Source organism: Bradyrhizobium quebecense, assembly GCF_013373795.3.
GTDB lineage: Bacteria > Pseudomonadota > Alphaproteobacteria > Rhizobiales > Xanthobacteraceae > Bradyrhizobium > Bradyrhizobium quebecense.
In genome coordinates this window covers 4,034,017-4,059,821 of record NZ_CP088022.1, presented here as the reverse complement: position 1 = coordinate 4,059,821, position 25,805 = coordinate 4,034,017, and the positions used below count along the sequence as shown (strand labels likewise).

24 protein-coding genes and 1 pseudogene are annotated in these 25,805 nt (G+C 65.4%); 17 read left to right on the top strand and 8 right to left on the bottom strand.

Going from position 1 to position 25,805, the window contains the following annotated elements; translation table 11 throughout:
• Window positions 1-521 precede the first annotated feature (521 nt).
• Window positions 522-1,745 (top strand): glycosyltransferase family 87 protein, encoded by a 1,224-nt coding sequence (locus tag HU230_RS19755; protein WP_176530239.1) that lies wholly within the window; start codon window positions 522-524, stop codon window positions 1,743-1,745.
• A 261-nt stretch (window positions 1,746-2,006) separates the two neighbouring features.
• Entirely contained in the window at window positions 2,007-5,825 is a 3,819-nt protein-coding gene (locus HU230_RS19750) for a tetratricopeptide repeat protein (RefSeq protein WP_176530240.1), read from the top strand.
• A gap of 115 nt (window positions 5,826-5,940) precedes the next feature.
• Here the strand turns inward: HU230_RS19750 and HU230_RS19745 are convergent, their stop codons facing one another.
• Complete coding sequence (locus HU230_RS19745; RefSeq protein ID WP_338077450.1) at window positions 5,941-6,759, bottom strand: glyoxalase superfamily protein; 819 nt, start codon at window positions 6,757-6,759, stop codon at window positions 5,941-5,943.
• 299 nt (window positions 6,760-7,058) lie between these two features.
• Here HU230_RS19745 and HU230_RS19740 point away from each other — a divergent pair, with 299 nt between their 5' ends.
• From HU230_RS19740 to HU230_RS19720, 5 genes are all read left to right on the top strand, one after another.
• On the top strand, window positions 7,059-7,295 hold the full coding sequence (locus HU230_RS19740) for a hypothetical protein (protein ID WP_176530242.1): 237 nt from the start codon (window positions 7,059-7,061) through the stop codon (window positions 7,293-7,295).
• 126 nt (window positions 7,296-7,421) lie between these two features.
• Window positions 7,422-8,381, top strand: a complete 960-nt coding sequence (locus HU230_RS19735) for a LysR family transcriptional regulator (RefSeq protein WP_176530243.1) — start codon at window positions 7,422-7,424, stop codon at window positions 8,379-8,381.
• Between the two features lie 88 nt (window positions 8,382-8,469).
• Window positions 8,470-9,180 carry an SDR family NAD(P)-dependent oxidoreductase gene (locus tag HU230_RS19730; RefSeq protein WP_176530244.1) on the top strand — a complete coding sequence of 237 codons (711 nt, stop codon included), beginning with the start codon at window positions 8,470-8,472 and terminating at the stop codon, window positions 9,178-9,180.
• Between the two features lie 24 nt (window positions 9,181-9,204).
• A complete protein-coding gene (locus HU230_RS19725) occupies window positions 9,205-9,456 on the top strand; it encodes a tautomerase family protein (RefSeq protein WP_176530245.1) in 252 nt (83 codons plus the stop codon).
• A gap of 122 nt (window positions 9,457-9,578) precedes the next feature.
• Complete coding sequence (locus HU230_RS19720) at window positions 9,579-10,820, top strand: YbfB/YjiJ family MFS transporter (RefSeq protein ID WP_224943380.1); 1,242 nt, start codon at window positions 9,579-9,581, stop codon at window positions 10,818-10,820.
• On the opposite strand, the gene HU230_RS19715 is transcribed toward HU230_RS19720, so the two are convergent.
• From HU230_RS19715 to HU230_RS19700, 4 genes are all read right to left on the bottom strand, one after another.
• A complete protein-coding gene (locus HU230_RS19715; RefSeq protein WP_176530246.1) occupies window positions 10,786-11,967 on the bottom strand; it encodes an aminotransferase class V-fold PLP-dependent enzyme in 1,182 nt (393 codons plus the stop codon). The genes HU230_RS19720 and HU230_RS19715 overlap by 35 nt on opposite strands.
• 53 nt (window positions 11,968-12,020) lie before the next feature.
• Window positions 12,021-12,908 carry a hypothetical protein gene (locus tag HU230_RS19710; protein ID WP_176530247.1) on the bottom strand — a complete coding sequence of 296 codons (888 nt, stop codon included), beginning with the start codon at window positions 12,906-12,908 and terminating at the stop codon, window positions 12,021-12,023.
• An 85-nt stretch (window positions 12,909-12,993) separates the two neighbouring features.
• Window positions 12,994-13,746, bottom strand: coding sequence for a flagellar type III secretion system pore protein FliP (gene fliP / locus HU230_RS19705; RefSeq protein ID WP_176530248.1), 753 nt, complete (start codon window positions 13,744-13,746; stop codon window positions 12,994-12,996).
• Window positions 13,743-14,678, bottom strand: coding sequence for a flagellar biosynthetic protein FliO (locus HU230_RS19700; protein WP_176530249.1), 936 nt, complete (start codon window positions 14,676-14,678; stop codon window positions 13,743-13,745). The genes fliP and HU230_RS19700 overlap by 4 nt, the downstream gene beginning before the upstream one ends.
• 358 nt (window positions 14,679-15,036) lie before the next feature.
• On the opposite strand from HU230_RS19700, the gene flgB reads away from it, so the two are divergent.
• From flgB to HU230_RS19655, 9 genes are all read left to right on the top strand, one after another.
• Window positions 15,037-15,447 carry a flagellar basal body rod protein FlgB gene (gene flgB, locus HU230_RS19695; RefSeq protein WP_176530250.1) on the top strand — a complete coding sequence of 137 codons (411 nt, stop codon included), beginning with the start codon at window positions 15,037-15,039 and terminating at the stop codon, window positions 15,445-15,447.
• Between the two features lie 27 nt (window positions 15,448-15,474).
• Window positions 15,475-15,900 (top strand): flagellar basal body rod protein FlgC, encoded by a 426-nt coding sequence (gene flgC, locus HU230_RS19690; protein ID WP_097675999.1) that lies wholly within the window; start codon window positions 15,475-15,477, stop codon window positions 15,898-15,900.
• 26 nt (window positions 15,901-15,926) lie between these two features.
• The gene (fliE, locus tag HU230_RS19685) at window positions 15,927-16,238 is read left to right on the top strand and encodes a flagellar hook-basal body complex protein FliE (protein WP_173637542.1); all 312 of its coding nucleotides are present in this window, start codon (window positions 15,927-15,929) and stop codon (window positions 16,236-16,238) included.
• A 62-nt stretch (window positions 16,239-16,300) separates the two neighbouring features.
• Window positions 16,301-16,564: a flagellar biosynthesis protein FliQ gene (gene fliQ / locus HU230_RS19680; protein ID WP_050401183.1), complete on the top strand. Its 264-nt coding sequence runs from the start codon at window positions 16,301-16,303 to the stop codon at window positions 16,562-16,564.
• A gap of 18 nt (window positions 16,565-16,582) precedes the next feature.
• Window positions 16,583-17,353, top strand: a complete 771-nt coding sequence (gene fliR / locus HU230_RS19675; protein ID WP_176530251.1) for a flagellar biosynthetic protein FliR — start codon at window positions 16,583-16,585, stop codon at window positions 17,351-17,353.
• A 12-nt stretch (window positions 17,354-17,365) separates the two neighbouring features.
• On the top strand, window positions 17,366-18,439 hold the full coding sequence (gene flhB / locus HU230_RS19670) for a flagellar biosynthesis protein FlhB (RefSeq protein WP_176530252.1): 1,074 nt from the start codon (window positions 17,366-17,368) through the stop codon (window positions 18,437-18,439).
• 141 nt (window positions 18,440-18,580) lie between these two features.
• Window positions 18,581-21,160: a cell cycle histidine kinase CckA gene (gene cckA / locus HU230_RS19665; RefSeq protein ID WP_176534948.1), complete on the top strand. Its 2,580-nt coding sequence runs from the start codon at window positions 18,581-18,583 to the stop codon at window positions 21,158-21,160.
• A 243-nt stretch (window positions 21,161-21,403) separates the two neighbouring features.
• Window positions 21,404-22,363 carry a Tim44 domain-containing protein gene (locus HU230_RS19660; RefSeq protein WP_176530253.1) on the top strand — a complete coding sequence of 320 codons (960 nt, stop codon included), beginning with the start codon at window positions 21,404-21,406 and terminating at the stop codon, window positions 22,361-22,363.
• A 201-nt stretch (window positions 22,364-22,564) separates the two neighbouring features.
• Window positions 22,565-23,191 carry a lectin gene (locus HU230_RS19655; protein WP_224944183.1) on the top strand — a complete coding sequence of 209 codons (627 nt, stop codon included), beginning with the start codon at window positions 22,565-22,567 and terminating at the stop codon, window positions 23,189-23,191.
• 133 nt (window positions 23,192-23,324) lie between these two features.
• On the opposite strand, the gene HU230_RS19650 is transcribed toward HU230_RS19655, so the two are convergent.
• On the bottom strand, window positions 23,325-23,720 hold the full coding sequence (locus HU230_RS19650; protein ID WP_176534949.1) for a DUF3606 domain-containing protein: 396 nt from the start codon (window positions 23,718-23,720) through the stop codon (window positions 23,325-23,327).
• Window positions 23,721-23,873: 153 nt separating this feature from the next.
• On the opposite strand from HU230_RS19650, the pseudogene HU230_RS19645 reads away from it, so the two are divergent.
• Window positions 23,874-24,580: pseudogene (locus tag HU230_RS19645) on the top strand (glutathione S-transferase).
• A 137-nt stretch (window positions 24,581-24,717) separates the two neighbouring features.
• Here the strand turns inward: HU230_RS19645 and HU230_RS19640 are convergent.
• Both HU230_RS19640 and HU230_RS19635 read right to left on the bottom strand, forming a co-directional pair.
• A complete protein-coding gene (locus HU230_RS19640) occupies window positions 24,718-25,077 on the bottom strand; it encodes a GFA family protein (protein ID WP_176530256.1) in 360 nt (119 codons plus the stop codon).
• A gap of 9 nt (window positions 25,078-25,086) precedes the next feature.
• Window positions 25,087-25,761: a methyltransferase family protein gene (locus HU230_RS19635; protein ID WP_176530257.1), complete on the bottom strand. Its 675-nt coding sequence runs from the start codon at window positions 25,759-25,761 to the stop codon at window positions 25,087-25,089.
• Window positions 25,762-25,805 lie beyond the last annotated feature (44 nt).

Sequence of the window (25,805 nt, the reverse complement as noted above, 5' to 3'; positions counted from 1 at the left end):
TCCATTCATGAAACTGCCAGAAGCTAAAAAATATTTGAAATGTAAGCCGTTTTATACCGCCACTGGCCGCGGCGCAAGCAAGTGGCCCGTCTCCGTGCAGGCTGAGGTTAATCGCCAGGAGTTCCGCGCGTGCCCGGTGGATCGGGTCGTTGATCTTCTCGATACAATGGCGGAAGCCGAGGCCATCCGCTTCAAGGCCATCGTCACCAAGTACGACAACGCGGTCGGAGGCGCTGCAGTGCCAGGTGCCGGCTGGCTGAAGCGGATGTTCGCCCGCCTTCGGTGGTGTAGGGCTCGACGGGGCCTCGGCGAAGCCAAATTCGTATCGACGCCGAGAAGTCTCCGGTCGCCACCGCATCTCCCAAGACAGATGCGGGATCTTTTGCGCGGTGCCCGATGGACACGATCGCCACGGAGCACCGAGGTTATGGTAGCGTTAAATGGTAGCGTTAAGTTGCAACCGATTTGTCATTTTGGAATTGAAGTCGCTATGTCTCAAGGTGGTGCTTTAGGAATTGCCGATGCTGAAAGACATGCCCTGGCTGACCGCGCGGCGCGCCCGGTTATACGTAAGTGGCACCGCAATTGTGCTGGTGCTGACCTTTGCGAGGTCGCTTTTGCTGTTTTACCGCGATGGCGGCTATGGCGCGAATGATTTTCTGCTCGGCTCGGACTTCCTGACGTTCTGGGCAGCCTCGCTTCAGGTTTTGGCCGGGCATCCCGCAGAGGTTTATGTGCCCGAATTGCATCTGCTCGCGGAAGCTCCATACCTGCGAGATGGCTACGAGGCGTTCTTCTATCCGCCGCCGATGCTGATCCTGTGCCTGCCGCTCTCGCTCGCGCCCTATTTCGCCTCGTTGTTCGTGTTCATCAGTATCACGGCGGCGTCGTTCGTCGCGGTGATCTGGCGTATCCTGCGATCGCCTTGGTGCCTGGTTGCGATCTGCGCCTATGCGCCGGTCTATCTTAATGCGGTGGCAGGGCAGAATGCTTTTCTGACGGCTTCGATCCTTGGGTGCGGTCTCGGCATCATGGACCGGAAGCCAAAGCTTGCCGGCGCGATCCTCGGGCTGATGGTGATCAAGCCACACCTGGCGCTGGCCGTGCCGATCGCCCTGATCGTCACGGGTCGCTGGCGCACGCTGATCTCGGCAGGTCTTTCGTCGATTTCGCTCGTCGTGCTGTCCGCGCTGCTGTTCGGCCTGGATACGTGGTTCAGCTTTCTCGACGTCTCTCACTCGGCCGGCGAGACCCTAAAGAACGGCGACGTCGGGTTTTCGTTGTTGCAGAGCGTGTTCGCGATGGCGCGCATACTTGGCGCCAGCGTCAGCACGGCCTTTGTCATTCACGGCCTTGCGACATTGGGCATGGTGTGTGTGATGGTCTGGATGTTGCGTCGGAACATCAGCGCTGCCGCTGAACGCTCGATCATCGTGCTCGCCTGCCTCCTGATTACGCCGTTCTCTCTGTTCTACGACATGCTCATCATGGCGTTGCCGCTGGCGTGGATGGTGCGCGAATGGTTGAAGGTCGGCTTTCCGGCCTGGTCGAAATTGGTCGTTGGCGTGACGTTTCTCGCGCCGATGGTCTTCTACCTGCCGGTCCTCTATCAACTGTCGGTGGTGAAGCCGCTGCCGTTTGGTGCTCCGGTCATCATCCTGTTCTGCTGGTTGCTGGTCCGGGAGAGCACGCAGACGCGGCAAGCGGCGCATGGCGAGCCAGAGGTCTCGGCGATCCGAGTTTGAGCATGCTCACTCGGGCCTCCGTGACACGCAGTCCGCACTCCGCCAGCCCGGTCGGCAGGACGCATAGACCGGCCCCATCCGCGGCGGTCGAACCGGGAACCCGGGGCGCATGGTTGAGCGTCGTACCGGCATCGCCCGAATGAAATCAACGGGCTTCGGTTTACGTTAACAGCTCCTTAACGCCGCCCGATCCAAGATCGGGACGCGTGGGCGAGGGCGCTTCGCGCTGGTATGGCTGAGGTCCTGAGAAGACGTTTCGAGATGGCGCGAACGGCTGCCGCTGAAACATGGTCGCTAGGCCGCGCCTGGGCGCGGACTGCGCGTCTGTGCCTGCTCGCCACCGGCCTTGCCCTTACAACCCTCACATATCCAGCCACAGTGCGGGCCCAAGACCCGCCGCCGGTGCCGGGCGAGGCGACATTCTCGGCCGCGAACGGCTATGCCCGGCTGGTGCTGAAGCTGAAGGAAGACGTCGAGTCGGAGGTCACGACCGCCGGCTCGATCATCGTGATCCGCTTCAAGCGTCCGGTCGATATCCCTGTCGAGAAACTCTCCGATGCGGTGCCCGATTATGTCGGCGCCGCGCGCCGCGATCCCGACGGTTCGGCGATCCGCCTGTCGCTGGCGCGCCGCGTCACCATCAACACCATGACCGCCGGCGAGCGCATCTTCGTCGACTTCCTGCCCGACGGCTGGACCGGCCCGCCGCCGTCGCTGCCGCAGGAAGTGATCCGCGAGCTGGCGGAGCGCGCCCGTGCCGCCGAGCGTCTGTTGCGTATCCAGCGCGCCGCCGATGCCGCCAAGAAGAAGCCGCCGATCCGGGTTCGCGCACTGGTGCAGCCCACCTTCGTCCGTTTCGTGTTCGAGGTTCCCGACGGGGTTAGCGTCTCCTCGGTGCTGAACGAGCAGAAGCTGACGCTGTCCTTCAACTCGGTCCTGAGCTTCGACCTGGCCGATGCCAAGGTTGCCGCTCCCCCGAACGTCGCGTCGATCAGCTCGCGCGCCGACACGGATACCTCGGCGGTCGACGTGACGCTGATTGGCGATGTCGACGTGCATTCGTTCCGCGACGAGAAGAACTACATTGTCGATGTCGCCTTCCAGCAGAGCGAGCAGCAGCCGGCGGCGAAGCCCTCGCTGAGCTCGTTGTTGCCGACGCCGCGCGGCAAGCCGAGGGGTGCCGCTGCGATCGCGCCGGTGACCTCGGAGAGCATCGCGCAGCAGGCCAAGATCGAGATCAAGTCCGAGCAACCCAAATCTGAGCAGTCCGAGGCGGAGCCGGCCAAATCGGAACAGGTAAAGTCTGAACAGGTGCAGTCCGAGCCGGTCAAGCCCGAACAGGCCACGACCGAACAACCGGCGCCCGTGCCCGCCAAATCGGAACAGCCGAGATCCGAGCTGCCCAATTCGGAGCTGCCGAAGATCGCCGCGGCGCCGGCGGCCGACGTCGAGAAAGCCGCGGCGCCGGCCGCGCCGCGCGAGGGCGGCGCTGCGACGGAACAGAGCGACGCGCCAAAGCCTGCTGTCGCGGCCGCGCCGGTCATGGAGACACCGAAGCCAGCGGCGGCGCCATCGCCGCCTGCAGAGGCCCGCGCCAGCGCCAAGTCTGCTGCCAGTTCCGCGGTCGAAGCCCAGCGCGACAGCGACGGGCTGCGGGTGACGTTCTCATTCCCCGGCGCGACGCCGGCGGCACTGTTCCGACGCGCCGACACGGTATGGATGGTGTTCGACACGCCTGAGCCGATCGACGTCGATCCGATCCGCGTCAAGGCCGGCTCGCTGATATCAGACGTCAGCCGGATCGCGCTGGAGAAGGGGCAGGCGGTGCGCTTCCGCCTCAACCGGCCGCAGATGCCGTCACTCGAGAGCGACGATCGTTCGCGCGGCGTGAGCTGGACACTGACCTTCGCCGACCGGGTGCAGAAGCCGCCGCTGCCGCTCAGCGTGGTGCGCAACATCAGCGAGCCCTCGCTCGCCAATGTCAGCGTGCCGCTCGCCAATCCCGGCCAGCTCCACAGACTGATCGATCCCGATGCGGGCGATACGCTCTGGGTCGTGACCGCGCCGCCGCCGACCCGCGGCATCATCAAGCGGCAGGACTTTGTCGAGCTCTCGCTGCTGGAATCGATTCACGGCGTCGTGGTTCATCCGAATGCCGACGACGTCAAGGCGGAGGTCGGCGCCGACAAGGTGATGCTGGGCCGGCCCGGCGGCCTGACGCTGTCGTCGGCCGACGTCGCCGCCGAGCGCGCGACCGCGGCGGTGAAGCCGCTGTTCGATCCGGACGAGTGGCGCAAGAACCAGTCGGAGAACTTCCTCAAGCAGCTCGACGGGTTGATTGTGGCGGCTTCGACGGCCAATGCCGAGCAGCTGCCGCAGGCGCGGCTCGATCTCGCCGATTTCTACATGGCGCGCGGCATGTACCAGGAAGCCCATGGTGTCGCCAATCTGATGCTGTCCGAAAGCAAGCGCGGCAGCGAGGCGGCCTCCGTGGTGATGGTGCACGCGGTTGCCAGCATCCTGATCGGGCACCCGGCACAGGGGCTCAAGGATCTCGCCAATCCCGTGATCGGCAATGGGTACGATTCCCAATTGTGGAAAGGGCTGGCCTTTGCGCGCGAGGGCAAATGGCCCGAAGCGCGCGAAAAGTTCAAGAACGCCGAATTCGCGGTCGCGACTCTGCCGCCCGATCTGCAGCGCATCGTCACCATGGATTCGATGAAGGCCTCGCTCGAGGTCAAGGACTATGCCGGCGCCGCGCGGCGCAAGAGCGATCTCGACGTGGTCGGCGTTCCCGACGCGCTCAAGCCCGCGGTTGCGGTGCTGCGCGGCCGGCTCGCCGAAGCGCTCGGGCAGGAGAAGGATGCGCTCGACGCCTATCGCTTCGCCGCCGGTTCGCCCGACCGGCAGGCCGCCGCCGAAGGCAGACTGCTGGAGACGCTGCTGCGGCAGAAGCGCGGCGAGATCGGCCGCGACGATGTGCTGAAGGAGCTCGAGCTCTTGTCGATGCTGTGGCGCGGCGACAATATCGAGCTGAAGACGCTGTACGTGCTGTCGAATATCTATGCTGAGACCGCGCGCTATGCCGATGCCTTCGCGGTGACCCGTGCGGCGACACGGCTGCAGCCGAACGCGCCGGAATCGCGCCAGGCGCAGGATGCCGCCTCGGCGTTGTTCGTGCAGCTCTACCTCGGCCCGAAGGGCGACGAGATGGCGCCGATCGATGCGCTCGGCACCTTCTACGACTATCGCGAACTGACGCCGATCGGCCGCCGCGGCGACGAGATGATCCGCCGTCTCGCCGACCGTCTCGTCGGCGTCGATCTGCTCGACCAGGCCGCCGACCTCCTGCAGTACCAGGTCGACAAGCGGCTCGAAGGCGCGGCGCGCGCCCAGGTCGCCGCACGCCTTGCGATGGTCTATCTGATGAACCGCAAGCCCGACCGCGCCATTGGCGCGCTGCGTTCGACCCGCATTGCGGATCTCTCCGGCGAGCTGCGCCAGCAGCGGCTGCTGCTCGAGGCGCGTGCGCAGAGCGACGTCGGCCGGCACGACCTCGCGCTCGACATCATCTCGAACATCACCGGCCGCGAGGCGATCCGGCTGCGTTCGGACATCTATTGGGCGTCGCGGCACTGGCGCGAGGCATCCGAGCAGATCGAGCTCTATTACGGCGACCGCTGGCGCGACTTCACCCCGCTCAATCCGAGCGAGAAGGCCGACGTCATCCGCGCCGTGGTCGGCTACGCGCTCGCCGAGGACACCATCGGCCTGTCCCGATTCCGGGAAAAATACGCGCCGCTGATGTCCGGCGATGCCGACAAACTGGCGTTCGACGCGGCCAGCAAGCCGGTCGCGACCTCAAGCGCCGAGTTCGCCCAGATCGCGCGGATGGCCGCCAGCGTCGACACGCTCGACGGCTTCATCCGCGAGATGAAAACCCGCTTCCCCGACGCCACCGCCCGCGCGCCGCTGCCCGATCCGTTCACGACCGGATCGCTGCCGGAGAAGCCGAAGGCCGCGCCGGTCAGCGCGCTGCCGGTCATCAAGGGCGAGCGCCGCGCCGGCGCGACGCCGTAGAGCATTTTCGGTTCTGATTGAATCAGAATCGAAGCTCTAGATTTTTGTCTTGACGCGTTTTCTTCACGCGAACCGGTGTCCACTTCGCTTGAAAACGCTCGAGCGGCGCCGGCTCTCACGGGCCGGGAGTCACCCACGCGGTCGAAATGATCCCCTTGTCGTCGAGCGCGATGCGCCAGTGCGTAGCGCCGTTCGCCTGTCTCACGCTATAGACGTCTTCGCCTTGCTCGCCGACACCGAGAAAGAGGATCGACTGGATCGTGCCGAGGTCCGCGAGGGGCTGAAGCCACGCCATCTGCTTGCGGGTCGCCGCCGCCAGCGGCGGGCTCATCTCATTGTAGTTGGGAGTCCCCGAGGCGATCCCATCGATCAGGCGGTGAAGTGCAGCCTCGGTCCCAGGATTGGCCGACTGGTTCTTGACGCGCTCCGCCGTCTGATCGGCGATCTTCCGTGCCGCCGCGGCGTCGATGCGCGCCATCGCAATATCGCTGCCGTTCTGATGCAGAATCAGCGAGGTGGCTGGTCCGTCCGGTCCGACAACGAAGCTGACCTGCGCGTCGACGATCCTGGCGAAGAATTCGGTCACGCTCTCCGCAAAGAACTGCACCGAGCGCTGTCCGGTCAGTTGCATCACCAGATGATGTCCGTCAGGTGTCACCGTGAACACGGCGCGGTCGTTGAGCTGATAGAACCCGGCATAACGATCGAGCGTGGCTGAATCCACGGCGGTCTCCTGCCGCGTGACGATCGGCGGTGATTCTGCGGTGGAGTCTGCAGCCTGTGCCGGCGTGCTCGGCGGTCCGGCGGAGTGAATCCGGGCGGACAGCGTGTTCCAGTCACGCAGACCGAGGACGTTGGCGATCAGCTCCAGGCTGTCGCTGTGGGTGAGGGGGATCGATTTGGCGGCGAGCGCTTCGCGCAGCGTCTGCGCCATGGCCTTGGCATCACGAAAGTCGCGCATGGGATCAACCTTTGCATCGACGAACGGAAAGCGTCAGGGGCTTGCGTTGCTGACCCGTTCGTGCGGGCAAAGGAAGCCTGAAACCTGGCTTGATACGTTCACCGTCCCCAGGGCGGGGTGCAAGCGGCGGGTGGTATCGACCCAGCCCGATGTTCGCCGGGGACCTGCAATTTGTCAATTGCAACAGCCCGTGATCGGGTGCGTCCCTCTCGACATTCCGCCGCCAAATCGGCAACCATGGCTGATGTCGCCAGCCGGGAGGACGTCGTTACATGAGCAAGCCGATCAAGACCGAAGCCGAACTCGTCGCGATGGCGCGGGCCGAGTTGAAAGTCCATGCCGACTGCCCCGACGGCATCGACATCTCCGTGCTGCGCGACGGCGACAGCTGGGAATTCCGCGCCAGCGCCAACGAAGCCACGGTGGCAAGGCCCGGCTATCCCGAATGCGTCGCGATGCTGGTGCAGATCGGTGATCACCTCAGCAAGCAGTATGACGTAGAGAGCTAAAGCATGATCCGGAAAAGTGCGAAGCGGTTTTCCGAAAAGATCATGCTCAAACAATGAGCTAGAGCGCGATGAGAACTCAACCCAATCTCATCGTGCTTTAGCGGCGGCCGCGAACCGGGGAGAGCGATGGACCGCATCGACGCCATGAAAGTCTTCGTCGCAGCGGTCGACGAGGGCAGCCTTGCCGGTGCGGGGCGGAAGCTGCGGCGCTCGCCGGCGGCGGTCAGCCGGGCGATCGCGTTCCTCGAGCATCATGTCGGCGCCGAACTGCTTCATCGCACCACGCGGTCGCTGAAGCTGAGCGACGCCGGCCAGCGTTACGCGGCGGCGTGCCGGCGGATCCTCAGCGAGCTCGAGGAGGCCGACATCTCGGCCGGCGGCGAGCGGTCGGCGCCGCGCGGCACGCTGACCATCACCGCACCGGTCGTCGTCGGCGAGGACGTGCTGCGGCCGCTGCTCGACGCCTTCATGACCGAGCATCCGGCGGTGACGGTGCGGCTCGTGATGCTCGATCGCACCGTCAACCTGATCGACGAGGGCATCGACGTCGCGCTGCGCATCGCGCAACTCGCCGATTCCAATTTTGTCGCGATCAAGCTCGGCGAGGTGCGTCGCGTGGTCGCGGCGTCGCCCGGCTATCTCGCGCAGCACCCTGATATCAGCGAGCCGGCTGATCTCGCAAAACACCAGATCATCGCGATGACGCATTTCGGGCTCGACTCCTGGAGCTTCCCGCCGGCCGCGAAGTCGAAGGTTGCGCGCGCGGTCCAGTTCGCGCCGCGCCTGGTCGTCAACACGGTGCGGGCGGCGGTCGCCTCGGCCAGCGAAGGGCACGGCGTCACCCGGCTGTTTTCGTATCACATTGCCGAGGAAATCCGTGACGGGCGATTGCAGATCCTGCTTGCCAAGGACGAGCATCCGGCGTTGCCGGTGCATCTGTTGGCGCCGCAGGGTCGCTTCGACGTTCCGAAGGTGCGCGCCTTCGTCGATTTCGCGGCGCCGCGGCTGAAACGCTATTTCGAGCGGCTGTCGCGCGAGGCCAGCCGGGCCAGTCGTTCGCGCCGCGGAAGAGTGTCTGCCGAATAGCGGGCATTCGCACGAAATGCGGATGTATCTAGGTTGCTCTCCATCGAGGCGGTGCTGATGCCGCTTCAGCAACAGATGGAGAGAGATCATGGGTGCAGAGCAGAAGGTTGCCATCATCACCGGTGCGTCGCAGGGGATCGGCGAGGCACTCGTCAAGGGCTATCGCGACCGGAACTATCGCGTCGTCGCCAATTCCCGCAGCATCAAGCCGTCGACCGATGCCGATGTGCTGGCGGTCCCGGGCGACATCGGCGATCCCGAGGTGGCCGACCGCGTCGTCAGGCAGGCACTCGCGCGCTTCGGTCGCGTCGACACGCTGGTCAACAATGCCGGCATCTTCGTCGCCAAGCCCTTCACCGATCACACCGACGAGGACTACGCCGCGGTGTTGGCGACGAACCTCAATGGTTTCTTCTACATCACCCGCCGCGTGGCGAAGGAGATGGTGAAGCAGGGGTCGGGGCATATCGTGCAGATCACGACGAGCCTCGTCGACCACGCCAACAGCAACGTGCCTTCGGTGCTGGCCTCGCTGACCAAGGGCGGGCTCAGCGCGGCGACCAAGTCGCTTGCGATCGAATATGCCGCCAAGGGCATCCGCGTGAACGCAGTGGCGCCCGGCGTGATCAAGACGCCGATGCACGCCCCCGAGACCCACGACTTCCTCGCCAAGCTGCATCCGGTCGGCCGCATGGGCGAGATGAAGGACATCGTCGACGCCGTGCTGTTCCTGGAAGGCGCGGGCTTCGTCACCGGCGAGATCCTGCATGTCGACGGCGGCCAGAGCGCCGGACACTGACAGGCACGATCGGGAGCTCGTGTGATGCCTGTTGTCACCATCCAGGTCACGCGTGAGGGGACGACGCCGGGTGCGTCGTCCACCACGCCGGAGCAGAAGGCGGCGCTGATCAAGGGCGCCAGCGAGTTGCTCCGCGACGTACTCGGCAAGCCGATGGAATCGACCTTCGTCATCATCGAGGAAGTCGATACCGACAATTGGGGCTGGGGCGGACTGCCCGCGCTGGAATATCGCAAGAAGCGCGCCGCCGCTGCGGCGTCGAAATCTTCCCGCTGACGGCCCTTGCCACATCGAACTTGGCGCCTCTCCCGATCGGGAGAGGTGAGCTGTGATCGCTGCGAGCGATTGCTGCGATCGGAACTAATCATTTTTCCCGAACGGCCGGAGGGCCTACTGCGATGTCCATGTCAGCCAATGTCGATCATGACCGGCGCCATCACGCCGAGCCGCAGCGTGATGCCGGCGGGCCGCTGTGGCTGTCCGCCGCCGCGGGACTTTGCGCCTCGCTGGTCGGGCTCGGGCTGGCGCGCTTCGCTTACACGCCGCTGATTCCAGCGCTGATAGCGGCAAAGTGGTTCACGCCGGCGGAAGCGGTCTATCTCGGTGCCGCGAACCTTGCCGGCTATCTCGCCGGCGCGCTGATCGCCCGCGATCTCGGCGCGCGTGTCGGCTCGGTGTGGGCGCTGCGCGGCATGATGGTGCTGGCGGCCGTGACCTGCTTTGCCTGCGCGGTGCCGATCTCCTTCATCTGGTTCTTCGGCTTCCGCTTTCTCGCCGGCATCAGCGGCGGCGTGATCATGGTGCTGGCGGCGACCGCGATCCTGCCGCACACCGCGCCGAGCAAGCGCGGTTTGATCGGCGGCGTGATCTTCGCCGGTGTCGGATTGGGGGTCGCCGCGTCCGGCACGCTGGTGCCGCTTTTGCTGCAGCAGGGCGTCAAGCAGGCCTGGTACGGCCTTGGCGTGCTGTCGGCGGTGCTGACATTGATCAGCTGGAAGGCATGGCCGGCGGAAGTGCCTGCCGCGCATGCTGCGGCCGAGCAGCCTGTTGCTGCGCATAGTGTGCGCTCGCCGCTGGTGATCGCGCTGTGCGTGGAATATGGCCTCAACGCGCTGGCGCTGGTGCCGCATATGGTGTTCCTGGTCGATTATGTCGCCCGTGGCCTCGGGCAGGGGATCGCGGCGGGATCGTATTACTGGGTGCTGTACGGCATCGGCGCCGTGATCGGCCCGCTGCTCACGGGTCATCTCGCCGATCGCGCCGGCTTCGCTGCGGCGCTGCGCGCTGCGTTCCTGATCGAGGCGGTCGCGGTCGCGCTGCCCGCCGTGACGAACTCGCCCGCCGCGCTGATCGTGTCGAGCCTCATCGTCGGCGGCTTCACGCCCGGCATCGTGCCGCTGGTGATCGGCCGCATCCACGAGCTGATCCCGCATTCCGCAGCGAGCCAGCGCTCGGCCTGGGCGCAGGCGACCACGACCTTCGCGCTGTTCCAGGCGGCGGGCGCCTACGGCCTGTCCTACCTGTTCGCGCAGAGCGGCGGCGATTATGCGCTGCTGTTCGTGATCGGCGCGGCGGGCGTCGCTGTCGCGCTGGCGATTGAATTGTTCAGCGTCGTGGCGCTGGGACGAAAGCGCGGCTAGCCGCGAGCGCTTTCGTGAAGACGGCGATGAGGCGGTCGACATCCGCCTCGTCGTTGAAGACGTGCGGCGAGATCCGCATCCGGCCGAGCCGCAGCGCCACATGGATGTTCTCCGCGGCGAGCCCCGCGATCAGCTCCTTCGGAATTCCGCCGGCCATGCCGAGGCTCAGGATGTTCGGCGCGCGCAGGCCGCGCGCCAGCAGATTGAGCCCGAGATCGCGCACCCCATCGGCGATCCGCCCGTTCAGCATCGCGAGCCGCGCGCTGACGGCAGCAGCGCCCCATTCCGCCATCATCTCCATGCCGATCGAAGCCATCTCCAGCGTGATGAAATGATCGCGCTCGCCCATGTCATAACGCCGGGCATTGTCGACATAGGCGAGGTCGCCGAAATAGACCGGGTTCTCGGAGTTCACATTGCGGCGGCCGGCGGAGGTCTGCTCCAGCGGCACGCCGTTCTGGTGGCGCTTTGCAACGTAGAGGAAGGCGCGGCCGTAGGGGCCGATCAGCCATTTGTAGGTCGGGAAGATCACGGCGTCCGGATCGAGCCGTGTCACATCCAGCGCGACGACACCGGCGCTCTGCGTCGCGTCGATCACGAGCATGGCGCCCTGCCGCCGCAGTGCGGCCTGCACCTTGTCGACGTCGATGATGCCGCCGTCGGACCAGTGCACTGACGAGATCGAGGCGAGGCCGACCGGCGGCGCGCCCGAGCGGTCGATCGTTGCAAGCACCGCCGACGTCCAGTCGCCGTCGGCGGGCTGGCGCACGGTGTCGACGACAAAACCCTGCGCCTCGGCGCGGGCGTGCCATTCCAGCACCGGCGAGGAGTGATCGTTCTCCAGCACGATGACGCGGGTACCGCGCGGAATGGTCAGCGCCTTCGCCACCGTAGCTATGCCGTAGCTGATCGCCGGGATCAGTGCGATGTCATTCGCATCGGCATTGATCAGGCGTGCCGCCGCGGTGCGGGCGCGTTCGTGCTGGCGGCCGGCGAAACCGGCGTCGATCGTCCAGGGCTGGCCCTTGCGTCCGACCGCGGCGCGGCCGGCATCGAGCGTCTTGAGCGGCAGCGGGCTGTAGGACGCCGAGTTCAGGTAGCAGAGGTCGCGTGGGATCTCGAACAGATGGCGCTGGGAGGGAAGCATGTCGTCTCGTGGCTGGGATTGCGGATGATGTCGCGATGCGGATGAGCGCGCGCTCATCCGTCATACTGGTCCGGCCCCATCGCCCACGGCGCCTGATCGTAGCCGTTGGCGAAGGTACGGTTGGTCTGCGCCGGATTGCGGTTGATCAGCGGCCGCAGATACATCGGATGGGTGGCGCTGCGCACCTCATGCTCGACGGTGAACAGGTGCCGGCCATTGGCGGGATCGACGATGTCGCAGAAGCGGTACTGATATTGATTGTCCTCGCGGGATACCAGGTTGCGCTCGCGCAGCCGCTTGTAGGGGCCGGAGAAGTCCGTGATGTAGATCTGGACGTGATGGCCGTCGAACTCGCGCTGCGCCTGGTCGGTTTCGCGGAATTGCAGATACTGATCCTTGCCGACCTTGGCGCGCGCGACGACACCGTCGCCGTTCACGACGCTGGCGGGGATGCCCATGATTTCGGGATAGAACCGGCTGATCGCTTCAGCGGTGCCGCGCGGCACGTCGAACTCGACATAGGGCATGCCGAGCGCGATGCGCCCGAACCGCTCGGCGTCCGGTTCAAAGCAGCGCAGCCGGTTGCCCCACGGGCAAATGGCCTCGACGTGATCGTTGTGCTCGCGATAGCCGAACGCGGTGCCTTCGAGCTTGGGCGCGACCGCGGCAAGCCGCTGCAGCAGGGCCTGCCGTCCGGCGATCACGATCGCGGTGTGGCCGCGCAGCACCTGCGGCCGTCCGCTCGGCAGATGAAACTGGCTGCGGCCGGCATTCACCCACATGTTGCTGTCGGAGACCATCAGATAGGGATCGCGGGTCAGCCCGATTCCGGCGATGTAGAACAGCGTGGCGAGGCGCTGGTCCGGCACCTGCACATTGACATGCTCGAGATGGATGGCGTTGCCGAGGTCTTCTGCGGCGCGGTCGAATGGCTGCTGCACGGCGCGGCTCCCTGGATGCGATGCCGTGCATGATAGTGCAACGGCACGGCCGATCCAGCTGACGGGCCATGAATGTTTCGCGGGGCTACCCCCCGTAACTCTGCACCAGGCTGCCGGCCACCAGCGCCCAGCCGTCGACCAGCACGAAGAAGATCAGCTTGAACGGCAGCGAGACCACCACCGGCGGCAGCATCATCATGCCCATCGACATCAGGACCGAGGCGACCACGAGGTCGATGATCAGGAACGGCAGGAACAAGAGGAAGCCGATCTCGAAGGCGCGCTTCAGCTCGGAGATCATGAAGGCCGGCACCAGGATGCGTAGCGACAGCTCCTCCGGCGTCGCCGGCGGCGGCTCGCCGGAGAGGTCCATGAACAGCTTCAGATCCTTCTCGCGGACGTTCTTCTGCATGAAGCCGCGCAAGGGGACCGAGGCGCGCTGCAGCGCTTCCTCGACGCCGATCTGGTTGGCGACCAGCGGCTTGATGCCGTCGTCATAGGATTTCTGCAGCACCGGCCCCATCACGAAGGCGGTGAGGAACATCGCGAGCGCAATCATCACCGAGTTCGGCGGCGCGGTCGCGGTGCCGAGCGCGGTGCGCAGCAGCGAGAGCACGACCACGATGCGCGTGAACGACGTCATCATGACGAGGATCGACGGCGCGATCGACAGCACCGTGAGCAGCGCGATCAGCTGGATCGCGCGCTCGGTCACGCCGCCATTGCCGCCGCCGAGATTGATGCTGATATCCTGCGCCATCGCCAGATCGGCGAAGGATCCGGCGGCGATCAGGACAGCGATGAAAAAAACTCTACGCGGGACTGCCCCGAACCTCACGAAGGATTCTTCGGTCGGCCGAGCAGCGATGCCATCTCGTCCTCGAGATTCTCGAAGCCGCTCTTCTGTCCGCCAGCGGGCGGGGCAGGCGGCTCGCTACGCGGCGCGCGAACCGGCGGCGCCTCGGGCGCAACCGGCGGCGCGACGGTCTCGCCGGCGCCGGTCGGGCGGCGCAGCGCCGCCTCAAGCCGCTGCGCCATCTCGGCCAAATTTGCATCGGCGTTCGATGCAGGCGGCACCGGCGGTGGCGCCTGGGTTGCGACCGGCGGCGGAGCAGGGGGAGGCGGTGGCGGCGGCGTGACGGCGCGCTCGGGCGCCCGCGGCGGGGCCTTCGGCGGCTCTGCAGCGCGCGGCGCACGCGGGATGACGGGTTCGGAGCGCGGCGGCAGCCGCGGCGGCATCGGATCGGGGCGCGGTTCGTTGCGCTCGGCCGTGAAGCCCGCGAGCGGATCGTTGCGACGCTCGGCGATCGGCGGCGGAGGTCGGCGCAACTCGTCGGCAAAGGAGGGTCGCGCCTGGCGCGGCGGTAGCTCCGGCTCGGGAAGCTCGAAATTGTCGGAGCGGGCGGCTTCGCTCTCGTTCCAGGCGGCATCCGGAAGCGGCGCCACGCGCGGCGGCGCGGCATCCGCGGCGACCGCGGGCCGGGTCGACATCTGATCGCGCCCCGGCGTCGCCCGGACGATATTCGGCTCGACGACGATGTCGGTCGGGCCACCGATCATCAGCAGATGCTCGATGTTGTCGCGGCGGACCAGCACCAGCCGGCGGCGGCCATCGACGGCAGCGGCGTCGATCACCGCCAGCCGGGGCATGCGTCCGCGGTTGGCGTTGGCCCCGAGGCGGTTTCCGGCGAAGCGGCGGACGAGCCATGCGGTGACGCCGATCAGCGCCAGCACGACAACGAATGCCAAGACGAAAGTAATGACCTGCATATTGGAGTCCCCGGCCATGGTGGCCTTCCTCAGCTTCCGCCATCAACGAGCGCGGATTGATAGGTGCGGTTTGCGCAGCGAATCGCGCCCGAGATTCGCCTTATTTCTTAATTCCCAGCGGCTTGCAGCCGACTGTTCTATTAATAAACCAAGAATCGCTTGTCCCAAAACGACTTCTCAGCGCCCACGCTGTCTTGGTTTGTGCTGGTTAACGCAGCATTCGTGGCGAAAATGCGCTCGCCGCCCGCAGTTGCGGCGTTCTCCACGGCTCCGTCCGACATTTTAACCACCCGTTAACCATACACCGGGCAAATTCTGCCTACCTCGGGAGGTCCCAGAGGTTAACGGAGCCGCGGCGATGTCCATGAACGATCTGCCGATCCTGTCGGCGTTGCGCAGCAAGATGCAGTGGCACCAGGAACGCCAGCGGGTGCTCGCCGAGAACATCTCCAATTCCGACACGCCGAACTTCCGGCCGCGCGACCTGGTCGAGCCGAAGTTCGACCGGGCCGGCGCCACGGTCGGCGGCGGCATGGGGACGCTGCCGATGATGCAGACCAGCGCCACCCACATGGCGGCGTCCGGCGCGCCCGACACATTCGACAATGATCGCGGCAAGAGCGGGTTCCAGACCCGCCCGGCCGGCAACGCGGTCAATCTCGAGGACCAGATGCTGAAAGTGTCGGCCAACCAGATGGACTACGCAGCCGTCACCTCGCTCTACAGCAAGAGCCTGCATCTGCTGAAGACCGCGATTGGCAAGAGCTAGGCCGCCTGACGGCGGCGGGAGGATCCCATGGCAGATGGAACAAGCGATTTCACCCGCTCGATGAGCATCGCGACGTCAGGCCTGCGTGCGCAGGCGGGGCGGATGCGGGTGATCTCGGAAAATATCGCCAACGCCGATTCGACGGCGCAGACCGCGGGCGGCGATCCCTACCGCCGCAAGGTGCCGACCTTCTCCTCGGCGCTCGATCGTTCGCTCGACGCCCAGGTCGTGACGCTGGGCCGGATCCGCCCCGACCAGTCGTCATTCCGCATCAAGCACGAGCCGGGCAATCCGGCGGCGGACGCCTCCGGCAACGTCAAATATCCGAACGTCAATTCGATGGTCGAAATGACCGACATGCGCGACGCCCAGCGCTCCTATGAGGCGAACCTCAACATCATCAGCGCGACGCGGCGGATGATCCAGCGCACGCTCGACATCCTCAAGTCCTGACGCAACAAGAACAGGGAACGTAAATCATGGCTACACCGACAGTCGCCGCCAACGCCTACGCCAGCCTCGCGAAATTGATGGAGCGCGGCGGTGTCGAGAAGGCGGGGCAGGCCGTCGCCGGCCCGTCCTTCAGCGCGTTGCTGAAGGACTCCGTCGGCAGCGTGCTGGAAGCGGGCAAGAAGTCCGACGCGCAGACCATGGCGATGGCCTCCGGCAAGGCGAATGTGATGGACGTGGTGACGGCGGTCGCCGACACCGACGTTGCGGTGTCGACGCTGGTCTCGGTGCGCGACCGCGTGATCCAGGCCTATGAAGACATCATGAAGATGCCGATCTGACGTCCGTCAGGACGTCATCCCGGGGCGATGCGAAGCAAGATTGCAAAAGCGAGAACACAACAATGACCGGCCCTGAAACTCTCGACGTGGCGCGCGATGCGATCTGGACCATCGTGCTGGTGTCGTCGCCCCTGATGGTGGTCGGCCTTGTGGTCGGCGTCGTGGTGTCGTTGTTCCAGGCGCTGACCCAGATCCAGGAACAGACGCTGGTCTTCGTGCCGAAGATTCTCGCGATCTTCGTCACATTGCTGCTGGCGCTGCCCTTCATGGCGGACGCGCTCTCCAGCCACATGATGCGGATTTCGTCGCGAATCATCGGCGGTTGATGCACTAATGCCGCGGTCATGCGCATCGATGTCTCCCTGCTTCCGGCGCTGGCCGCAATCTTCGTGCTGGTCTTCGCGCGCGTGGGCGCGATGGTGATGCTGCTGCCCGGTTTCGGCGAGAGCAACATCCCGGCACGGGTCAAGCTGTCGATCGCGCTGCTGCTGACGCTGATCATTCTTCCCCTGCATCGCAACGCCTATCACGTCGACCTGACGTCGATCTCCTCGCTCGGCGTCCTGATGGTGCATGAGCTGATCATTGGCATCGTGCTCGGCGCGACCGCGCGGGTGACGCTGTCGGCGCTCAACGTCGCGGGCTCGGTGATCGCCCAGCAGCTCGGGCTCGGCTTCGTCACCGCCGTCGACCCGACCCAGGGGCAGCAGGGCCAGATCGTCGGCAACTTCCTTACCATCCTCGGCCTGACGCTGCTGTTCGCCACCGACAGCCACTATCTCGTCATCGCGGCGCTCAGCGAAAGCTACCGCATCTTCTCGCCGGGCGAGATCATGCCGACCGGCGACGTCGCCGCGCTTGCGACCTCCGCGTTCTCCGCCGCCTTCAAGATCGGCCTGCAGCTGTCGGCACCGTTCCTGGTGTTCGGCCTCGTCTTCAACATCGGGCTCGGCGTGCTGGCGCGGCTGATGCCGCAGATGCAGGTCTACTTCGTCGGTGTGCCGCTCTCGATCGTGGTCGGCTTCCTGATCTTCGGTGTCGTGCTCGCGGCGATGATGAATACCTATTTAGACTACTTCAACGGCGTCATGCGCCAACTCGCTCCCATGAATTGATCAGGAGAAGAGATGGCCGACGATACCGAAGACAAAACAGAAGACCCTACGCAAAAACGTCTAGATGACGCCCTTGAGAAAGGCGACGTCGTCAAAAGCCAGGAGGTCAACACCTGGTTCATCATCGCCGGCGCCACGCTGGTGCTGTCGACCTTCTCGGGCTCGATCGGCGGCGGCATCTTGATGCCGCTGCGCAATCTGATCGCCAATTCATGGATGATCCGCACCGACGGTGCTGGCCTGCTGCAACTGACCCAGACGCTTGGCTATGCGGTGGTCGCCGCGATCGGCGTGCCGTTCCTGATGCTGGCGCTGGCGGCGATCGCAGGCAACATGATCCAGCATCAGCTGGTGTGGTCGGGCGAGCAGCTCAAGCCGAAATTCTCCAAGATCTCACCGGCGGCCGGCTTCAAGCGGCTCTTCGGCAAGCAGGCGGTGGCGAACTTCCTGAAAGGCCTGTTCAAGCTGATCGCGCTCGGCGTCGTGATGGTCATGGTGCTGTGGCCCGATCGGCTGCGGATGGAATCGTTCCTGCGGGTCGATCCAGCCGAGCTGCTGCCCGCCATCACCGGCATGACGGTGCACTTGCTGGCGGCGGTGGTCGCCCTCCTCGCCGTGGTGGCGATTGCCGACTACTTCTTCCAGTACCGGACCTGGTACGAGCGTCACAAGATGTCGCTGCAGGAGATGAAGGAGGAGTTCAAGCAGTCGGAGGGCGACCCGCACATCAAGGGCAGGATCAAGCAGTTGCGGGTCCAGCGCGCCAAGAAGCGCATGATGGCCCAGGTTCCGAAGGCCTCGGTGATCATCACCAACCCGACCCACTATTCGGTGGCGCTGGCCTATGACCGCAGCATGTCGGCGCCGATCTGCGTCGCCAAGGGCGTCGACAACCTCGCCTTCAAGATCCGGGAAATCGCCAAGGAGCACGACATTCCCATCGTGGAGAACGTGGCGCTGGCCCGGGCGCTCTATGCGACCGTCGAAATCGACAAGGAAATCCCGGTCGAGCACTACCATGCGGTTGCCGAAATCATCGGCTACGTGATGCGGCTGAGGCGCGGCCTGTCCGGCCTGCGCCAATAAGGGGCGGAAAACCGCTTGAAATGCGCGTAACTTGCGAAATTGCCGCCTGATGGACTTGCGTTTTCGGGTCCGATTCAGGCACTCAGGGTCGAGGTGGCCGGCCGGTCGCCTTCGTGATGCAGACGAGCCATGTCTCTCCAGATGACCGCCGATAGCAACGATCCTCCCGCGACCGAGCCGTTCGTGGCTCACGGGCCAGCGCGGCGGAGCGGCAGTATCCTGCTGGTGCTCCTGATCGCCACCGGCATCGTCGCGGTGGCCGTCTGGCTCATGACCATCGGCCGTACCCAGGCGCAGCCCTATATCCTGTTTGTGCTGGCGCTGCTCGCCACCGTCGGGCTGTTCAACCTGTTCGCCCTTGCCGCCGGCATCATCCGCTTCTCCGACCGCACGAGCGACGACCCGGTGATGGGGCGGATCGCCGACCACGCCCATGAAGGGCTCGTCGTCACCGATTCCCGCGGCCACGTGGTCTATTCCAACGCCGCCTATCTCACGCTGACCGGCGCGGCCGGTCCGCAGGACGTCCGTCCCGTCGAACGCGTCTTCATCGGCAACCCCGACGTCTCCGAGGCGGTGTTCCGCCTCTTGAAGGCGGCGCGCGAGGGCAAGCGGCAGCAGGAGGAGGTCCGTGTCGCCGGCCACGAGGCCGGGCAAGGTGGTGGACAAGGCCGCTGGCTGCGGCTCAGGGTACGTCCGCTCGGCGAGGGCAAGCGCGACGCGAAATACGCGGTGTGGTCGATCGCCGACGTCACCCGCGACCGCGAGCGCCAGGAAGACGTGTTCCAGGAGCTGCGGCACGCGATCGAATATCTCGATCATGCGCCGTGCGGCTTCTTCTCGGTCAATCCGGCCGGCGAGATCGCCTATATCAACGCCACGCTGGCGAACTGGCTGGACTACGATCTGGCCGAGATCGGCTCGGGCGGTCTGAAGCTGACCGACATCGTCTCGGGCGACGGCGCGGCGCTGCTGACCTCGATCGCGGCGGTGCCCGGCGAGGTCAAGACCGAGGTGTTCGACATCGACCTGCGGATGCGCGGCGGCAAGACCGTGCCGGTGCGGCTCTATCACAAGCTCGCCTTCGGCGCCGACGGCGCGGCGGGCGCCTCGCGCACGCTGGTGATCAGCCGCGCCCGCGACGAGCATTCCGATCCGGAGCGTGCCGCCGAGGTGCGCTTCATGCGCTTCTTCGACCATACGCCGATGGCGATCGCGACCGTCGATCGCGGCGGCAATGTGGTCGGCGCCAATGCGCGCTATGCCAAGCTGGCGCAGGGGCTGAACGGCGACGGCGGCGCGGCCAAGTCGATCTTCCGCGCGGTCAATCCACGCGACCGCGGCCTGCTGATCGCCGCGATCAACCAGGCTGCCGAAGGCCAGGGCGACATTGCGCCGGTCGAGGTGATGCTCGACGGGCCTAAGGAGCGCTCGGCCCAGTTCTTCGTCACCACCGTCGAGAAGGATGAGCGCGACGCCGAGACCGCGATCGTCTATATACTCGAGACCACCGAGCGGCGCGCTCTGGAAAACCAGATCAACCAGTCGCAGAAGATGGAGATGGTGGGCCAGCTCGCCGGCGGCATCGCGCACGACTTCAACAACGTGCTGTCGGCCATCATGATGGCGAACGACTTCCTGCTGAACGCGCACAAGCCGACCGACCCGTCGTTCCAGGACATCATGCAGATCAAGCAGAACGCCACCCGCGCCGCGACGCTGGTGCGGCAGCTGCTTGCATTCTCGCGCCGCCAGACGCTGCGGCCGCAGGTGCTCGATCTCGGCGATGCGCTCTCCGACCTCACCATGCTGCTGCGCCGGCTGATCGGCGAGAAGGTCAAGCTCGACCTCGTGCATGGCCGCGATCTGTGGCCGGTCAAGGTCGACGTCTCGCAGTTCGAGCAGGTGGTGGTCAATCTCGCGGTGAACGCGCGCGACGCGATGCCCGACGGCGGCAAGCTGATCATCCGCACCGCCAACGTGCCGACCGAGGAAGCCGCGCAGCTCGCCAACAAGGGTATGCCGGCAGCCGACTACGTGAAGATCGAGATGTCGGACACCGGCACCGGCATTCCGCACGAGATCATCGACAAGATCTTCGAGCCGTTCTTCTCGACCAAGGAAGTCGGCAAGGGCACCGGCCTCGGCCTGTCGACGGTCTACGGCATCGTCAAGCAGACCGGCGGCTTCGTCTATGTCGATTCCGTGCCGGGCGGTGGCACCACGTTCCGGATCTATTTGCCGCGACATCGCCAGGAGCAGGAGGTCGCACCGGAGGCGCATGGCGGCACCGGCGCGGCGAAGGAAGCCGCCGTCGCGGATGCCCCCAAGCCGAAGCCGGATCTCACCGGGCAGGGCACCATCCTGCTGGTCGAGGACGAGGACGGCCTGCGCTCGCTGAATGCGCGCGGCCTGCGTTCGCGCGGCTACAGCGTGATCGAGGCGGCCAACGGCGTCGAGGCGCTGGAGGCGTTCGAGGAGAACAACGGCCAGGTCGACCTCGTCGTCTCCGACGTCGTGATGCCTGAGATGGACGGGCCGACGCTGCTGAAGGAAATGCGCAGCCGCAATGCGGAGCTGAAGATCATCTTCGTCTCCGGCTATGCCGAGGACGCGTTCGAGAAGAGCCTGCCGGAGAACCAGCAGTTCGCGTTCCTGCCGAAGCCGTTCACGCTGACTCAGCTGGTTGCCGCGGTGAAGGAAACCATGACGGCGAACTAGGCCCGGGTGACGAGCCACCTGTTCGCTTCCCGCAGGGCAGCAGGCAATGTTGCAATGCGGTCGCGGTTGAACCTGAGCCCCATCTCGCGCTAGGACGCGCTGTCGCATCCACAAGGACCATAGTGTCACATCGCCGCGACCGAGGGCCGCAGCCGCGGTTCCCGTTTCCCGCTTCACTTTTGACCGGCTCTGCCCATGTTAGGGGCGTTTCCCCATGCCGGGGAATCCTTTGAGGAAACCAACATGAATTTCTCGCAACGCACGCGTGGAATTGTCCGGGCGATCGCCGTCGCGATGGCGCTGGCGCTGCCCGTGATGATGACCGTTTCGGCGGCCGACGCCCGCGTTGGCGGCGGCGGCTCGCGCGGCTCGCGGACATTCTCCGCGCCGCCCTCGACCAGCACCGCGCCGGGCTCGGTTGCTCCGATGAACCGTACCTTCAGCCAGCCTGGTAGCCCCAGCATGGGCTCGCCGGCGGCGGCGAATTCCGGCGGCCTGTTCGGCCGAGGCGGAATGGGTCGCGGCCTGCTCGGCGGCCTGGCCGCGGGCTTCCTTGGCGCCGGCCTGTTCGGCATGCTGTTCGGCGGCGGCCTGTTCTCGGGCCTCGGCGGCCTGTCGTCGATGCTCGGCCTGCTGCTGCAGATCGGTCTGATCGTGCTCGTGGTCCGGCTCGCGATGTCGTGGTGGCAGCGGCGCAATACGCCGGCCGCCGCTTACGCTGGCGGACCCGACGTCGGCCCTGGTCCGCAGGCCAATGCCCGTTCGGGCTTCGGCTTTGGCCTCGGCGGCGGATCGAACGCGCCGGTCGAGATCACACCCGGTGACTACGAGACGTTCGAGCGGTTGCTCGGCGACATCCAGGCCGCGTGGTCGAACGAGGACATCGCGAAGCTGCACACGCTCGCGACGCCGGAGATGGTGTCGTACTTCTCGAAGGATCTTGAGGAGAACAAGGCGCGCAACGTCACCAACAAGACGTCCAACGTGAAGCTCTTGCAGGGCGATCTCGCGGAAGCATGGCGTGAAGGCGACAGCGAATATGCGACGGTCGCGATGCGCTACGCGCTGGTCGACACCATGCTGGAGCGCGGCACCGGCCGCCAGGTCAGCGGCGGGCAGCCGGAGGAGATCACCGAGGTTTGGACCTTCGTGCGCCAGCGTGGCGGCAATTGGGAGCTCTCGGCGATCCAGCAGACCAACTGATCGATTGCCTGACATGACAATGCAAGGCGCCGCGGCATCAACCGCGGCGCTTTCGTTTTGTGCGCTTCATTCGCGTGTCGCGGCGCCGGAATATCTGGACGAGCAGCGGGTTGATGTGAGCGGACCATAACCAACCATCGGGAGAAAGAGATGAAGAGCATTGCGCAAATCGCGGTTCCCGCCTGTCTTGCGTTCGTCGTGATGGCCGCGCCGCCGGCCGCGGCGCAGACCGCCGACGCCAGCTTCTTCGTGACCAGCAACGGCATCGGCAATGGCGGCAACCTCGGCGGCCTCGCCGGCGCCGACAATCATTGCCAGACCCTGGCGCAGGCCGCGGGCTTCGGTGCGCCGAAGACCTGGCGCGCCTATCTCTCGACCCAGGCGGCCAACGGCCAGGTCGCGGTGAATGCGCGCGATCGCATCGGCAAGGGCCCGTGGAAGAATGTGAAGGGCGTCGTGGTCGTCAAGGACGTCGCCGATCTGCACAGCGCCGGCAACAATCTCTCCAAGCAGACCGCCCTGTCCGAGAAGGGCGAAGTCATCAACGGTGCCGGTGACACGCCGAACCGTCACGACGTGCTGACGGGATCGCAGACAGATGGTACGGCGTTTGCGGCGGGCGAGGACCGCACCTGCAAGAACTGGACAAGCAGCACGCAAGGCGCCGCCATGGTCGGGCATTTCGACCGCAAGGGCCTGCGCGATGACGAGCCGTCAAGATCCTGGAACACGTCGCATCCCTCGCGCGGCCCTGACGGCGGCTGCTCGCAAGCTGATCTGAAGAGCACCGGCGGCGACGGTCTGCTGTACTGCTTCGCGGCGAATTGAGGGGATATATTGGCTCGTCATTGCGAGGAGCGATAGCGACGAAGCAATCCATATTTTAGCGCACGGGGCGCGATGGATTGCTTCGCTTCGTTCGCAATGACGAGGCGAGACTAGTGCCTCCCGGCGACCGCGCTCAACTCTTCTTGCGCTTAGCGGCCTTCTTGGCGGTTTTCTTCTTCTTCGCGGTTTTCTTCTTTGCCGCGAAATGGGCCGCGACCTTCTTCGAGGAATGTCCGACCTCGGCCACCGCGGCCTTGAGGCGGGCAGGGGTCACCTTGAACTTCTTCGACCAGTAGCGGACCTCGTAGGGCTCGCTGATCGCGATCCGCGCGCGGTCGGCGGCCATGTGCCGCTGCTCCTTGAAATGGGCTTCCACCTTCTTGGCGGAATGCCCGACCTTCTTGACGGCGGCCTTGAGCTTTGCCGGTGTGACCTTGAACTTCTTGGACCAGTACGCAACTTCGTAGGACTCGCTCAACGCGATCAGAGCGCGATCTTGCGCGCCCCGCTTCTTCTTGTCGTCCGCCATAAGTTGATCCTTCATCGAAGATTCGACGCTGGAACCTTAGCAGTCTCCGCGCGGTTCGGACAGACGCGCGGTGGGCGGTGGACGATCTGACCGTGGCACGGCTACGATCACGGTGAAGCAAAGCGATGCGGTGAAGTTTGTGGAGGTAAGTGCATGCACTATCAGCTTTACTACTGGCCGATGATCCAGGGCCGCGGCGAATATGTCCGCCTCGCGCTCGAGGATGCGGGGCTGAATATACCGATGTCGCGCGCGGCAAGGGCGGCACCGGCGCCATGATGAAGATCATGGACGCGCATAAGGGTACGCCGCCCTTTGCGCCGCCGTTCCTCAAGGCCGGCCAGCTCGTGATCGGGCAGACCGCCAACATCCTGCTCTATCTCGGCGCGCGCCATGGCCTCGCGCCGAAGGCGGAAGGTGGGAAGCTCTGGGTGCACGAGCTGCAATTGACGATTGCGGACCTGGTGCTGGAAATCCACGACACCCATCACCCGCTCGGTCCGTCGGTGTATTACGAGGACCAGAAGGCGCCGGCGAAGAAGCGCACGGAAGAGTTCTGGAAATCGCGGGTGCCGAAATATCTCGGCTATTTCGAGGATCTTGTGCGGGCCAATGGCGGCGGCTTCGTCACCGGACGCCGGCTGACCTACGCCGATCTGTCGTTGTTCCAGATCGTGGAAGGCCTGCGCTACGCGTTTCCGAAGCGGATGGCCGCGTTCGAGAAAAAGGTGCCGCGCCTGATCGCGCTGCGCGATCGCGTCGCCGAGCGGCCGAACATCAAGACCTATCTGGCCAGCGAGCGACGGATTCCGTTCAACGAGGAGGGGATTTTCCGGCGCTACAAGGCCCTGGATTTGTAATCGCTTGTGGGCAGTCCTGCTGCTCTCGTCATGGTCGGGCAGAAGCGCGTCTTCGCGCTAGATGACCCGACCATCCACGTCTCCAGATGATGGATGCCCGGGTCAAGCCCGGGCATGACGGATGTGGGCGGTGAGTTCTATCGATTCCGGCCGTCCACCGGCGTCATCGCGATCTTCGACAGGTCGATGCCGTCGATGCAGTTGATATTGAGCGCGATGATGTCGGTACCATCGGGCTTCTTGCCGCGCGCGAACACGTCGACGCCGCAATCGACGCAGAGCTGGTGGCGGATCGCGTGGCGGTTGAACAGATACTCCTTCAGGTTCTCGGCGCCGGCGCGGAGCTGGAAGCTCGATGGCGGCATGAACACGAAGTGCAGGCCCTTCTTGGTGCAGATCGAGCAGTTGCAGGCGGTCACCATCGCCATGTCGGTGGTGCATTCGAAGCGCACCTGGCCGCAATGGCAGCCGCCGGTGTAGGTCTTGCTCTCTGCCATGACGGTCCCTCACCACAGTCCAGGCACGAGGCGATAGCGCACCCGTGCCGCATAGTCGGCATAGCCTGACAATCCCGCCACCAGCGTGCGCTCCTCGATCCCGGTGCGGATCGCGAACATCACGAAGAACACCGGCACGAAGGCAAGGCCCCACCAGGAGCCGAGCGTCAGCGGCACGCCGATGAAGAACAGCATCACGCTCGTATACATCGGATGGCGCACCAGCGCGTAAGGACCGGTCGAGATCACGTGATGGTGGCGCTCGGTCTGCACCTTCACGACCGGCGCGGCGAACGAATTGGTGCGGAACACCCACAGGATCAGCACGGTCGAGGCCAGATACAGCACCAGGCCGAGCAAGATCAGCGCCACGCCGGCATCGGCGCCGCCAAACCGGCGATCCAGCCCCATCGCGACGAACCACAGCACGGCAACGACCAGGAACACCAGCATGAAGCGCTTGTCCTCGGCGGGCTGGCCCTCGCGCGCGGTGAGGCGCATGCGCTCGGCCAGCAGGCCGGGATCGACCTTGGCAAGCCATAGCCCGCAGGCCGGGCCGATCAGCGCCGAGGCGATCAGATAGGCCCACGCGCCGGGCCAGTGCAGGGTGCCGGCGAAGGCAAACAGCAGCGCGGCCATGGCGATGACGAAGAAGGTGTTCTGCAGGAGGAGCTTTGCGATCATGGGCGGGCTCCGTGATTCCAGCCGCGATTATCGCACCCTTTTTC

What these genes read in the sequence shown, in the direction of transcription:
- HU230_RS19725 (WP_176530245.1), top strand. Translation starts at nt 9,205, where the DNA reads ATGCCTGTTGTCACCATCCAGGTCACGCGTGAGGGGACGACGCCGGGT.
- cckA (WP_176534948.1), top strand. Translation starts at nt 18,581, where the DNA reads ATGACCGCCGATAGCAACGATCCTCCCGCGACCGAGCCGTTCGTGGCT.
- fliE (WP_173637542.1), top strand. Translation starts at nt 15,927, where the DNA reads ATGGCTACACCGACAGTCGCCGCCAACGCCTACGCCAGCCTCGCGAAA.
- HU230_RS19735 (WP_176530243.1), top strand. Translation starts at nt 7,422, where the DNA reads ATGGACCGCATCGACGCCATGAAAGTCTTCGTCGCAGCGGTCGACGAG.
- HU230_RS19650 (WP_176534949.1), bottom strand. Translation starts at nt 23,720, where the DNA reads ATGGCGGACGACAAGAAGAAGCGGGGCGCGCAAGATCGCGCTCTGATC.
- HU230_RS19640 (WP_176530256.1), bottom strand. Translation starts at nt 25,077, where the DNA reads ATGGCAGAGAGCAAGACCTACACCGGCGGCTGCCATTGCGGCCAGGTG.
- HU230_RS19720 (WP_224943380.1), top strand. Translation starts at nt 9,579, where the DNA reads ATGTCCATGTCAGCCAATGTCGATCATGACCGGCGCCATCACGCCGAG.
- flgB (WP_176530250.1), top strand. Translation starts at nt 15,037, where the DNA reads ATGTCCATGAACGATCTGCCGATCCTGTCGGCGTTGCGCAGCAAGATG.
- HU230_RS19660 (WP_176530253.1), top strand. Translation starts at nt 21,404, where the DNA reads ATGAATTTCTCGCAACGCACGCGTGGAATTGTCCGGGCGATCGCCGTC.
- flgC (WP_097675999.1), top strand. Translation starts at nt 15,475, where the DNA reads ATGGCAGATGGAACAAGCGATTTCACCCGCTCGATGAGCATCGCGACG.
- flhB (WP_176530252.1), top strand. Translation starts at nt 17,366, where the DNA reads ATGGCCGACGATACCGAAGACAAAACAGAAGACCCTACGCAAAAACGT.
- HU230_RS19740 (WP_176530242.1), top strand. Translation starts at nt 7,059, where the DNA reads ATGAGCAAGCCGATCAAGACCGAAGCCGAACTCGTCGCGATGGCGCGG.
- fliR (WP_176530251.1), top strand. Translation starts at nt 16,583, where the DNA reads ATGCGCATCGATGTCTCCCTGCTTCCGGCGCTGGCCGCAATCTTCGTG.
- HU230_RS19730 (WP_176530244.1), top strand. Translation starts at nt 8,470, where the DNA reads ATGGGTGCAGAGCAGAAGGTTGCCATCATCACCGGTGCGTCGCAGGGG.
- HU230_RS19755 (WP_176530239.1), top strand. Translation starts at nt 522, where the DNA reads ATGCTGAAAGACATGCCCTGGCTGACCGCGCGGCGCGCCCGGTTATAC.
- HU230_RS19635 (WP_176530257.1), bottom strand. Translation starts at nt 25,761, where the DNA reads ATGATCGCAAAGCTCCTCCTGCAGAACACCTTCTTCGTCATCGCCATG.
- HU230_RS19750 (WP_176530240.1), top strand. Translation starts at nt 2,007, where the DNA reads ATGGCGCGAACGGCTGCCGCTGAAACATGGTCGCTAGGCCGCGCCTGG.
- HU230_RS19745 (WP_338077450.1), bottom strand. Translation starts at nt 6,759, where the DNA reads ATGGCGCAGACGCTGCGCGAAGCGCTCGCCGCCAAATCGATCCCCCTC.
- HU230_RS19655 (WP_224944183.1), top strand. Translation starts at nt 22,565, where the DNA reads ATGGCCGCGCCGCCGGCCGCGGCGCAGACCGCCGACGCCAGCTTCTTC.
- fliQ (WP_050401183.1), top strand. Translation starts at nt 16,301, where the DNA reads ATGACCGGCCCTGAAACTCTCGACGTGGCGCGCGATGCGATCTGGACC.
- HU230_RS19700 (WP_176530249.1), bottom strand. Translation starts at nt 14,678, where the DNA reads ATGCAGGTCATTACTTTCGTCTTGGCATTCGTTGTCGTGCTGGCGCTG.
- HU230_RS19715 (WP_176530246.1), bottom strand. Translation starts at nt 11,967, where the DNA reads ATGCTTCCCTCCCAGCGCCATCTGTTCGAGATCCCACGCGACCTCTGC.